This window comes from Inquilinus sp. (assembly GCF_057815775.1).
Map to the genome: position 1 here is coordinate 1 of NZ_JBYRFX010000553.1, position 10980 is coordinate 10980.

The 10980-nt window shown below is 70.0% G+C and carries 12 protein-coding genes; 1 reads left to right on the forward strand and 11 read right to left on the reverse strand.

The features are described from left to right. Positions 1-313 precede the first annotated feature (313 nt). From AC3XYG_RS19205 to AC3XYG_RS19240, 8 genes are all read right to left on the reverse strand, one after another. Positions 314-733 (reverse strand): DUF1489 family protein, encoded by a 420-nt coding sequence (locus AC3XYG_RS19205; protein ID WP_489141465.1) that lies wholly within the window; start codon positions 731-733, stop codon positions 314-316. A gap of 44 nt (positions 734-777) precedes the next feature. After that, on the reverse strand, positions 778-1692 hold the full coding sequence (locus AC3XYG_RS19210) for a hydroxymethylglutaryl-CoA lyase (RefSeq protein ID WP_489141466.1): 915 nt from the start codon (positions 1690-1692) through the stop codon (positions 778-780). Position 1693: 1 nt separating this feature from the next. After that, positions 1694-3661 carry an acetyl-CoA carboxylase biotin carboxylase subunit gene (locus tag AC3XYG_RS19215; protein WP_489141467.1) on the reverse strand — a complete coding sequence of 656 codons (1968 nt, stop codon included), beginning with the start codon at positions 3659-3661 and terminating at the stop codon, positions 1694-1696. 78 nt (positions 3662-3739) lie between these two features. Beyond that, positions 3740-4375: a LysE family translocator gene (locus AC3XYG_RS19220; protein ID WP_489141468.1), complete on the reverse strand. Its 636-nt coding sequence runs from the start codon at positions 4373-4375 to the stop codon at positions 3740-3742. A gap of 65 nt (positions 4376-4440) precedes the next feature. After that, a complete protein-coding gene (locus tag AC3XYG_RS19225) occupies positions 4441-5814 on the reverse strand; it encodes a metallophosphoesterase family protein (protein ID WP_489141469.1) in 1374 nt (457 codons plus the stop codon). Next, on the reverse strand, positions 5814-7055 hold the full coding sequence (locus AC3XYG_RS19230; protein WP_489141470.1) for an NAD(P)/FAD-dependent oxidoreductase: 1242 nt from the start codon (positions 7053-7055) through the stop codon (positions 5814-5816). The genes AC3XYG_RS19225 and AC3XYG_RS19230 overlap by 1 nt, the downstream gene beginning before the upstream one ends. 130 nt (positions 7056-7185) lie before the next feature. Beyond that, positions 7186-7737 (reverse strand): MarR family winged helix-turn-helix transcriptional regulator, encoded by a 552-nt coding sequence (locus AC3XYG_RS19235; protein WP_489141471.1) that lies wholly within the window; start codon positions 7735-7737, stop codon positions 7186-7188. Between the two features lie 119 nt (positions 7738-7856). Beyond that, complete coding sequence (locus AC3XYG_RS19240; protein WP_489141472.1) at positions 7857-8297, reverse strand: DoxX family protein; 441 nt, start codon at positions 8295-8297, stop codon at positions 7857-7859. A 278-nt stretch (positions 8298-8575) separates the two neighbouring features. Between AC3XYG_RS19240 and AC3XYG_RS19245 the strand changes: the two genes are divergently transcribed. Then, positions 8576-8950, forward strand: a complete 375-nt coding sequence (locus AC3XYG_RS19245; protein WP_489141473.1) for a hypothetical protein — start codon at positions 8576-8578, stop codon at positions 8948-8950. A 6-nt stretch (positions 8951-8956) separates the two neighbouring features. On the opposite strand, the gene AC3XYG_RS19250 is transcribed toward AC3XYG_RS19245, so the two are convergent. The 3 genes from AC3XYG_RS19250 to AC3XYG_RS19260 form a co-directional block, all read right to left on the reverse strand. Then, positions 8957-9733 carry an enoyl-CoA hydratase/isomerase family protein gene (locus tag AC3XYG_RS19250; protein WP_489141474.1) on the reverse strand — a complete coding sequence of 259 codons (777 nt, stop codon included), beginning with the start codon at positions 9731-9733 and terminating at the stop codon, positions 8957-8959. After that, positions 9730-10071, reverse strand: a complete 342-nt coding sequence (locus AC3XYG_RS19255; RefSeq protein WP_489141475.1) for a hypothetical protein — start codon at positions 10069-10071, stop codon at positions 9730-9732. The genes AC3XYG_RS19250 and AC3XYG_RS19255 overlap by 4 nt, the downstream gene beginning before the upstream one ends. A 10-nt stretch (positions 10072-10081) precedes the next feature. Beyond that, the coding region (locus AC3XYG_RS19260; protein WP_489141476.1) for a carboxyl transferase domain-containing protein at positions 10082-10980 on the reverse strand (899 nt) is incomplete at its 5' end.

Genomic DNA, 10980 nt, shown 5'->3' on the forward strand with positions numbered 1-10980 from the left:
CCAAACCGCCGGCCGCGTATCCCTTCTCCACTCTCATCCAACTTGTCCAAGATCCGTCGGCTCTTCACTCGATTTCTCAAGCTCCAGAGCCGCATCCGCCCGCCGCGCCTTCCCTTCCAGGTAGGCCCGCCAGGGCAGAGGTCGTGTATTTCGTTTACCGAAGCGGCTTTTGCAACCTTTTTTTCTTCAGCTGCCCGCCGCTCGCTTCGGTCTCTTTCGAGGCCGTCGCCGCGGCGTCGCCGTCGGTGGAGCGGTTTATAGGGGGGTGATCCGGACCGCGCAAGCGCTTTTTTGCAGTTCCGTGAATTTCTTCTCAGAGCAGCCCGAGAGCCCTGAGTTCCTGCTGCAAATGGGCCGGCAGGTCGCTCTCCGAACTCGACAGATCGCGCGGTGCCGTGGCCGGATCCAGATAGCGCCAGCCCTGGAAGGCGCGCAGCGGCCGGGCCTCCACCGCCACCAGCTCCGGCGCATAGAGCAGCCGGCAATAGGTGTCGCCGTCCTCGTCGGTCACCATGAACAGGTCGAGGATCGGCTGGCGCAGCAGGATCACGTGGCGGATGACCCAGAAGATCGAGCCGCCGCCGATCAGGTCGTCCCGCCGGGTCGGCATCCGCTTGGTGTAGCCGTAGACGACCTCGCGCCCGTCGACGATGTGGCGCCGGCCCTGCTGGACCGCTTCGAGCTGGGCCGGTTCGGCAATGCCGACCGCGACCTTCAACAGATGGACAGGCACAGTTCCTCCATGGCCCCACATCGGCGACGGCCAGGTTTCGGGAATCAGGCGCCGGTTTCCCGGGCGATCAGGGCGCGGGCCACCTTCGATGCCGGCGGCCGCCCGAGCACATCAGAGACGAATCGGGTGGCCGCGAGCAACCGCTCCATCGCCACACCGGTGGTGATGCCGAGCCCGTCGAGCAGATAGAGCACATCCTCGGTGGCGACATTGCCGGTGGCGCCCTTGGCATAGGGGCAGCCGCCGAGCCCGGCCACGGCCGAATCGACCACGGCGATGCCCCGGTCCAGCGCCGCGTGGATGTTGGCGATCGCCATGCCGTAGGTGTCGTGACAATGCACGGCCAGCGCTTCGCGCGGCACCCGGGCCGCCACCGCATCGATCAGCGCCACGGCCTTGCCCGGCGTGCCGACCCCGATGGTGTCACCCAGGCTGATCTCATAGCAGCCGAGGCCGAACAGCGCCGCTGACACCTCGGCCACCTTCGCCGCCGGCACCTCCCCCTCATAGGGGCAGCCGAGCACGCAGGAGACATAGCCGCGAATCTTCAGCCCGGCCGCCGCGGCCCGGGCGATCACCGGGGCGAATCGGGCGAGGCTCTCCGCGATCGAGCAGTTGATGTTCCGCCGGCTGAAGCTTTCCGAGGCGGCGGCGAACACCGCGATCTCGGTCGCCCCGGCGGCAAGGGCTGCGTCCAGCCCGGTCTCGTTCGGCACCAGAACGGGATAGGAGATGCCGGGTACCCGCGCGATCCGGGCCATCACCTCGGCCGAATCGGCCATCTGCGGCACCCATTTCGGGCTGACGAAGGCGCCGGCCTCGATCGTTGCCAGCCCGGTCGCCGACAGCAGGTCGATCAGCCCGACCTTGGCGTCGAGCGGCACCACCGTCTTCTCGTTCTGCAGCCCGTCGCGCGGACCGACCTCGACGATGCGGACGGCGGCGGGGAGACGGGTCATGTCAGGCGGCCTCGAATCCGATCAGGGCCACCCCCTCCTCCACCTGGTCGCCGGCGGCGAAGGGCAGGCTGGTGACGATGCCGTCGGCCGGTGCGGCCACGGTGTGTTCCATCTTCATCGCCTCCAGCACGATCAGGGGCTGGCCCTTGGTGACCTTGGCCCCCGATTCGACCAGCACGGCGATCACCCGCCCGGGCATCGGCGCGGTCAGCCGGTTCGTGGCGGCAGCATCCTCGCCGGCATGGGCCAGCGGGTCGATGATGCCGAAGATCCGGTCGGTGCCGTCGCGCAGCACCGCGACCCGTTCTCCCGCCGCGACGATCGTGGCCTGCAGCGTGCGGTCGCCGAGCCGGGCGGTGAGCACGCCATCCTGCAGCCGGCCGCTGACCTCGACCGGGCCCTCCGGCGTGGTGATGGACAGGCTGCCGTGCCGGCGATAGCGCACCGCCACCGGGATCTCGGCCTCGCCGTCGGTCAGGCGCAGCGTCTCCACCGCCTCGTCATTCAGCCGCCAGCCATCGGCCAGGCCCCAGGGGCTGGCCCGGTCGCGCCGGCGGCCGAGCACGAGGCCGAGCCCGGCCAGCGCGATGTCGTCGGCAGCGGCCGGCGCGGGCGGCGGCAGCAGGTCGGCGGCATGGCGGCCGATGAAGCCGGTGTCCAGCTCGGCCGCGGCGAAGGCCGGGTGGCGGGCGATCGCCCGGAGGAAATCGAGATTGGTGGCGAGGCCGGCGATGCGCGCCTGGTCCAGCGCCCGGCGCAGCCGCCGCACCGCCGCCGGCCGGTCGCGGTCCCAGACGACCAGCTTGGCGATCATGGGGTCGTAATGGATCGAGATCGAATCGCCCTGGCGCACGCCCGAATCGATTCGCACATGCGGCGCCGCCTCGGGCAGGTCGAGATGCGCCAGCCGCCCGGTCTGCGGCAGGAAGCCGGCCTGCGGATCCTCGGCATAGAGCCGGACCTCGATCGCGGCGCCATTGATGGCGAGATCATCCTGGCCGAGCGGCAGCGTGCCGCCGGCCGCGACCTGCAGCTGCCAGTCGACCAGGTCCAGCCCGGTGATCGCCTCGGTCACCGGGTGCTCGACCTGCAGCCGGGTGTTCATCTCCATGAAGTAGAAGCGGCCATCGGCGTCGAGCAGGAACTCGACCGTGCCGGCGCCGACATAGCCGATGGCCTGGGCGGCGGCGACCGCGGCCTCGCCCATCGCCTTGCGGATCGCCGGGTCGAGGCCGGGGGCCGGCGCCTCCTCCACCACCTTCTGGTGCCGGCGCTGGATCGAGCAGTCGCGTTCGAACAGATAGACGCAGTGGCCGTGGCTGTCGGCGAAGACCTGGATCTCGACATGGCGTGGCCGGGCCAGGTAGCGCTCGATCAGCACCCGGTCGTCGCCGAAGGACGAGGACGCCTCGCGCTTGGCACCGGCGAGCTGGTCGGCGAACTCCTCCGCCTTCTCCACCACGCGCATGCCCTTGCCGCCACCCCCGGCCGAGGCCTTGATCAGCACGGGGAAGCCGATCTGCGCCGCCTCGGCCGCGAGACGCGCCGGATCCTGGTCGGCCTCGTGATAGCCGGGCACCAGCGGCACCCCAGCCGCCGCCATCAGCGCCTTGGCCTCGCTCTTGCCACCCATGGCCCGGATGGCGGAGGGGGGAGGACCGACGAAGGTGATGCCGGCCTTGGCGCAGGCTTCGGCGAACTCCGCATTCTCCGACAGGAAGCCGTAGCCGGGATGGATCGCCTGGGCCCCGGTGGCCGCCGCGGCGGCCAGGATGGCGTCGGCCTTCAGATAGCTTTCGCGTGCCGGAGCCGGGCCGATCCGCACCGCGGTGTCCGCCTCGGCGACATGGCGGGCGCCGGCATCCGCGTCGGAATACACGGCGACAGTGCGCAGGCCGAGGCGCCGCGCGGTGCGGATCACCCGGCAGGCGATCTCTCCGCGATTGGCGATCAGAAGCGTGTCGAACATTCCCGTCCCGGAGCTGCCGCTTGATTTGAGCAACAATCTAACAGGGGTCATCCGCTTCGCATGCGGGAAATCGAAGCCTTATTTCGGGCGGCCATCGGCAAGGACGAGCCTGGCAGCCAGGCCGAGGAAGACGATGCCGGTGAAGCCGTTGAGCAGCCGCGCCACCAGGGGCTGCCGCGCCAGCAGCCGGCCGATGCCGCCGGAGGACAGGCCGACCGCTGCATTGACGATGGTGCCGGACAGGTTGAGCAGCGTGCCCAGCACCAGGATCTGCAGCACCGCGTCATGCGAGCGGTCGATGAACTGCGGCAGGAAGGCGATGAAGAACAGCGCCACCTTCGGGTTCAGCACATTGGTCACCAGCCCGTCGAGGAAGATCCGCCCCGGCCGGCGTGGCGGCAGCGGCCCGGCCGCGCCGAGCCCGGTGGCCGAGCCGCGCAGCGCCTTGACGGCGAGCCAGAGCAGATAGGCGGCCCCGCCCCAGCGCAGGATCTCGAAGGCGACCGGCGAAGTAGCGAACAGCCCGGCCAGCCCCAGCGCCGCGGCCGTGGTGTGCACCGCGGCCCCGCCGCCGATGCCGAGTGCCGCCGCGAAGCCGGCCCGCGGACCGCGGGCGACGCCATTGGCAAAGCAGAACAGCATGTCGGGGCCTGGCGTCAGGTTCAGCGCCAGGGCGGCCGCCATGAACAGGGCAAGCGTGGCCGGATCGAACATGGTCGTCTTCCCGCAACGGATATCACCCGCAGATTAGACGCGGGGTGCGGACCACGCCACCGGTCTCAGCCGGTCGCCATCGCCCCCGTCAGGGCTGTCCCCTGGAACCCGCGATCGGCTAGGCCACGCTGGCCATGCCCGACGCTCCACCGCGACGGCCATTCCAGCCGTTCGATCCCGAAGGGCGAGGCGGCCGAGAGCGAGGACCAGGGCTGGCCTTCACCAGGGCGGCACATCACGCCGCCCGGCCCCATGCCGGGATGGAGCAGCAGCTGGATGTCGAAGGGAGCCCCCGGCCGCGTTTCCGGGCCGAACCAGTAATGCGGGCAGCGGCCCGGCTCACGCCCCAAGATCACGGTGAGGACCTGGCGCGGTCCGCGCAGTCCGATCCAGAGCGGCGCCAGGCTGCCGGGGTCGTGCGCCGACAGCAGGGTCTGCGCGGCACTGGTCCCCGCCGGCGCCGCCCGGCCGGTGAAGCGGAATGTGACGAAGCGGTCCGGATCCAGACTGCCAATCAGCGGCGCGGCCCCCTCGCCCGCCGGCAGAGTCCGCCATGCGCCGTCGGTCACCGGCGGCAGCGGCCAGTCCAGCCGCTCCCGCACGCGCCCATCCGTGTCCAGCACCTGGCAGCGCAGGCCTCCGGCATCGAGCGCCGCCTGGATGCAGTGCAGATACTCCACCCCCTCCGGCATGCGGTGGGCGGTGCCGGCCCCCGCCGTGCAGAGCTGGAGCACGCCGTCATGCACCTGCGCGTCATAGGCCAGGATGTGGCTGCAGACATAGGCAAGCACGCCGGCCTCGACCAGCACGCTCCAGAAGTGCTGGGCGTGGTCGGGTCCGATCTCGCGCTGCCAGGGTCCGGAGAAGCCGTTGACGGGATGGACCGGGTGATGGCCGACGACCAGCTTGTGCCTGGCATCGGCATGCTGCTCCAGCACCTGGCGCAGCCAGTCGGTCTCGACATGGCCTTCGCCGCCGAGGCCGGTCCACAGCGTGTGGACGAAGACCATCAGCAGGTCGCCACGGCGGACCCAGTAGGACAGGCCCTCCTGCCCCGGCGGCCCGTTCCGGGGCATATCGAGCACATCGCGGAACAGCGCTTCGCTCATCCCGTCATAGGCGGTGTGGTTGCCGGTGGTGTGCCAGACCGGGATCGCCAAGCGGTCGAGCCAGCCCATCTCGTGATCCAGCCAATACCGCCACTGCGCCCGCAGCGCCGCGGCGTCGGCGGTCAGGCCGATGATCTCGTCGCCCGGGAACAGGATGAATTCCGGCTGCGGCGCGAGGCGGCGGAGGGTTGCGTTGACCGCGGCGAAGGTTCGCTCATGCAGGGCACCGGGAACGCCGGAACAAGCGTCGCCATACAGCACGAACTGATGCCCCGGGCCCCGCGGCAGCAGGGCGGGAATCGGATCGAGCGGCGGCACCGCCCCGGACATCAGAACCGGTCGGCCCGGTAAGGCGCCGGGTCTATCACCGTCTCACCGCCGGTCAGCATCTCGGCGATCAGCCGGCCGGTGACCGGGCCAAGGGTGAAGCCGTGATGGGCGTGGCCGAAGGCGAACCAGAGCCCCTTGTGCCGCGGCGCCGGGCCGATCACCGGCCGCATGTCGGGCAGGCACGGCCGTGCGCCCATCCAGGGCTGGTCCTCGACCCGGCCGTCCAGCGGGAACAGCGTGCGCGCCGCGGCTTCGGCGCCCGCCAATTGCACCGGCGTCGGCGCCGCGTCGCGCGGCCCCATCTCGATCCCCGTGGTCAGGCGCAGGCCGCGCGCCATCGGCGTCAAGACATAGCCGCTCTCGGCGTCGAGCACCGGGCGATGCAGCACGGCATTGCCCTGCGGGCGGTAATGGATGTGGTAGCCGCGCTTGACCGCAAGCGGGATGCGGTAGCCGAGCGGCCGCACCACATCCGATGACCATGGGCCGAGCGCCACCACGGCGTCGCGCGCCAGGATCCGCCCGTCCTCGCCCGGCAAGGCCCAGCCGCCCTCCGCCGGCTGCAGCCCGCGGGCGTCGCCCCGCACCAGCCGGCCGCCACGCCGGACGAACAGATCGGCATAGCCCTTGGTCACCGCACCGGGGTCGGAGACCGAGACCGGGTCGAGCCAATGCACCGCCCCGGCCAGCCCATCGCGCAGATGCGGCTCCATCGCCCGCAACCCGGCGGGGTCGAGCACGGCGCAGCGCAGGGCGTGGGCCGCGGCCGCCTCCGCCTCGGCCAGGCCGCCTTCCAGGCCGCGGGCGGTGCGATAGGCCGCGATCCAGCCGGTCTCGCGCGCCAGATGGGTGATGCCCGCCTGCTCCATCAGCGGCCAATGTTCGTCGACGCAGCGTTCGATCAGCGGCAGCATCGCCTGCGCCGCCTCGGCCAGCCTAGCCGGCGAGGACTGGCGCCAGTATTGGAACAGCCAGGGCGCGATCCGCGGCAGGAAGCTCCAGTGATAGCGGGCGTCGATCTGCCGGTTCGCGGCGTAGCGCAGCACATCCACCACCGAGCGGGGGAAGGCGTAGGGCACGACGCTGGACCGTTCGATCAACCCGGCATTGCCGTGGCTGGTCTCCTCCCCCGGGGCGCGGCGGTCGACCAGCACCACCGAGCGGCCGCGGGCCTGCAGGTGCAGCGCCGCCGACACGCCGATGATCCCGGCCCCGAGCACGGCGACATCGCTTCTGATCACGGTTCGTCACGCCTATCCAGGAGGGCGCCGGCACCAGCCGGGCCCGCCCCTCCGGCATACTGCATGCATCCGAGCCCTGTCGATGCCGGACGACGCGGCCCCGCCCTGTTCAGGGCGGCAGGCCAGGCAATCAGCCCAGGCGGACCTTGGCGGCTTTGCGCCGGGCGGGTTCGGATCGCAGGGGCTGGCGCGAGCGTGGCGCCCGCGCCTTCTTCTCGACCGGAGCTTCCTCGGCGGCAGGCTCCGGCGCGATCTCCTGCAGGTTGTTGAAGACCCGCACCAGCTTGGCCTTGAGGTCGGCGATCTCGGCCCCGTCGAAGCCCTGGACGGCGACCGATTCGTAATGCATCGCCCGGGGGATCAGCCGTTCGGTCACCGTGCGGCCTTCCGGCGTCAGACCGATGCGGACCGAACGGCCGTCCGTCTCCAGCCGATGCCGTGTCACCAGGCGCATCCGCTTCATGGTCCCGACCAGCCGCGACAAGGTCGAATTCTCACTCGACACCATCTGGCTGAGGTCACCCAGGCTCTGCTCGTCCTTTTCCCACAGGGCCGCGAGCACCCGGTACATGTGCAGGGTCAGCCCCTGTTCGGCGAGTTCCTGGGCGAACACTTCGCCCATGCGGACACCAACGCGCGTGAGCAGATAGGGAAAGGCGTTGGTGAATCGGTACGGTTCCAAATCGCTGTCTCGCATCGGGGGCAGACGGGCAATTAGCCCGCTTTTGCCGGCCGATTGCAACGATGGCCGGGGACCTACACCCGCTGTGGGCCCGGCCGGCCCCGTGCCGTCGCCCATCGTCAGGCGGCCTGGCCTGCCGCCTGCGGCCCGCGCCGGGTCTTCCAGACATGGTCGAGCGAGATCCGGCCCGGCCCGAGGATGGCGAGGGCCAGGAACAGCCCGATCAGGCCGATATTCTTGAGGAAATTGACCTCCTGGCCATAGGCGGCGGCCCCGTCGATGGCCCAGAAATTGTGGATCACGAAGCTGACCAGCAGCGTGTAGAGAGCCAGGCCTGCGGCGGCGAGGCGACCGAACAGGCCGACGCCGAGGGCCAGCGCCCCCACCGGCTCGGCCAGCGATGCCAGGATCGCGAACAGCACCGGGGCCGGCAGGCCCTTGGCCGTGATCGTCGCCTGCAGCGCATCGAAGCCTGAGAGCTTGCCCGACGCGCTGATCAGGAACAGCGGCAGGATCGACAGGCGGGCGATCAACAGGGCGGTGTCCGTCGATTTCGACATGAGAGCCTTCCGATCCGCATGGGTTCACCCCGTACCGGGTGATGATTGCCAAATCATAATTTGCATAAGCAAATGTTGTCAACACATCGAAATTGGCAAAAGCCTGATCCGACCGACCCCTAATCCTGGGGGAGTGCCGATATCCGCAAACCGGATCAGACTGCGGACGACTGGCGGATGACCGGATCCGGCCCACCCGTGGTGCTGGGCTGGTGCGGACGCCGGACTGCGGGATCGCCGGACGGAAGGGCCGTCCGGGCCTCAATCAGCGAGGGGGAATGATGGCGCGGATCGACCGATTTTTCTTTGTGGCGGCCATCCTGCTGGGACTGGCCGGCATGGTGATGGGCATCACCATGGGCATGGCCCACAACTTCCAGCTGGCGCCGGTGCACACCCACATCAACCTGGTCGGCTGGGTCTCGCTCGCGATCTTCGGCATCGGCTACCGGCTCGGCCTCGCCAAGGGCGGTGGGCTGGCGACCCTGCATTTCTGGATCGCCCTGGCCGGCGCCGTGGTCCTGCCGGTCGGCATCTACCTCGCCCTGACCCAGGAACAGCAGGGGCCGGTGATCGTCGGCTCGCTGCTGACCCTCGTCTCGATGCTGCTGTTCCTGGTCAACGTGCTGCGCGGCTGGTCAACGGACACCTGAAGCGCTTTACGCCATCCAAGCTGGCTTGCGTTTCTCCAGGAAGGCGGCGACGCCGTCCTTGCCTTCGTCGCCGGCGCGGATCGCGGCGATACGGCGGGCGCAGTCCTCCTCGACCTCGGCTGGCGGCCGGCCGGCCACGGCGGCGACCAGATCCTTCGCCGCCCGCACCGCTGCCGGGCCGTTGCCGCGCAGGGCGGCCAGGATCTGGCGCGCCGCCTCGTCCAGCCCGTCGCCCGACACCAGCTCATGCACCAGGCCGAGGCGCCGTGCCTCGACCGGGTCGAAGCGTTCGGCGGTGAGGAAGTAGCGGCGGGCGGCGCGGGCGCCGATGGCGCGGATGACATAAGGGCTGATCACGGCCGGGATCAGGCCGAGCTTGACCTCGGACAGCGAGAAGCTCGCCGCCTCGGTGGCGATGGCGATGTCGCAGCAGGCGACCAGGCCGACGCCGCCGCCATAGGCCGCGCCCTGCACCAGGGCGATGGTCGGCTGGGGCAGGGTGTCGATGGTCCGCATCAGCGTGGCCAGCGCCCGGGCATCGGCCAGGTTGGCGGCCTCATCGTAGTCCGCCATCCGGCGCATCCAGTCGAGATCCGCCCCGGCCGAGAAGCTCTTGCCCGTCGCGCGCAGCACCACGGCACGCACCGCATCATCCTGGCCGAGGCGCGCGAACGCCGCGGTCAGGTCGGCGATGACATGCTCGTCGAAGGCATTGTGCCGGTCCGGCCGGTCCATGATGACCGTGCCGACGCCGCCCTCGGTCTCGACGCGAATCGCGCTCATCGCACCACCCAGCTGAGGACCATGAGGCCGAGCAGCGCCCAGATGATGCCGGCGATGATGGCCCTGCGGATGAAGGCGCGGATGGCGGTGTAGAGCAGCAGCAGGCCGATCACCAGCAGCGCGAAGGAGAAGATCGACGCGTTCATGCCGATGGCATGGGCCATGCCGCCGAGGAAGTCGTTGACCGCCCCGCTGAGGCCGTCGACCACGCCGCGGATCGCCCGGATGATGAAGCCGATCACCGCGCCCAGCGTCTCGCCGAGCCATTCGAAGAAGCTCTGCGTCTCGATCAGGAAGTGATGGGGCCGGAGGATGTCGTAGAGAAACTGAGCGAGCATAAAGTCCCCATCACATCCGGAACACGCCGAAGCGTGTCGGTTCAATCGGCGCGTTGAGGGCGGCGGAGAGCGCCAGCGCCAGCACCCGCCGGCTGTCGGCCGGGTCGATCACCCCGTCATCCCACAGCCGCGCCGAGGCGTAATAGGGGTGACCCTGGCTTTCATACTGGTCGCGGATCGGCGCCTTGAACGCCTCCTCTTCCGCTTCTGGCCAGGTCCCGCCCTTGGCCTCGATACCGTCGCGGCGCACCTGGCCCAGCACATTCGCCGCCTGCTCGCCGCCCATCACCGAGATCCGGGCGTTCGGCCACATGAACAGGAAGCGCGGCCCGTAGGCCCGCCCGCACATGCCGTAATTGCCGGCGCCGAAGCTGCCGCCGATCAGCAGGGTCAGCTTCGGCACCTTGGCGCAGGCCACGGCGGTGACCAGCTTGGCGCCGTCCTTGGCGATGCCGCCGCGTTCGTATTTCGATCCGACCATGAAGCCGGTGATGTTCTGCAGGAACAGCAGCGGAATGCGGCGCTGGCAGCACAGCTCGATGAAATGCGCGCCCTTGAGCGCGCTCTCTGAAAACAGGATGCCGTTGTTGGCGAGGATGCCGACCGGAATGCCGGCCAGGTGCGCGAAGCCGGTGACAAGCGTCGTGCCGTACAGCGCCTTGAACTCGTCGAACTCGGAAGCATCGACCAGCCGCGCGATGATCTCGCGCGCATCGTATTGCTTGCGTGTGTCGGTCGGCACGATGCCGTCAAGCTCGGCCGTGTCGGAGCGCGGCTCGCGCGGCGCCGATAGCGGGATGTCGACCGGCTTCCGCGTGTTCAGGTTGGCGACGATGCGGCGCGCCAGCGCCAGCGCGTGGGTGTCGTCCGCCGCCATGTGATCGGCGACACCGGACTTTCGCGCATGCA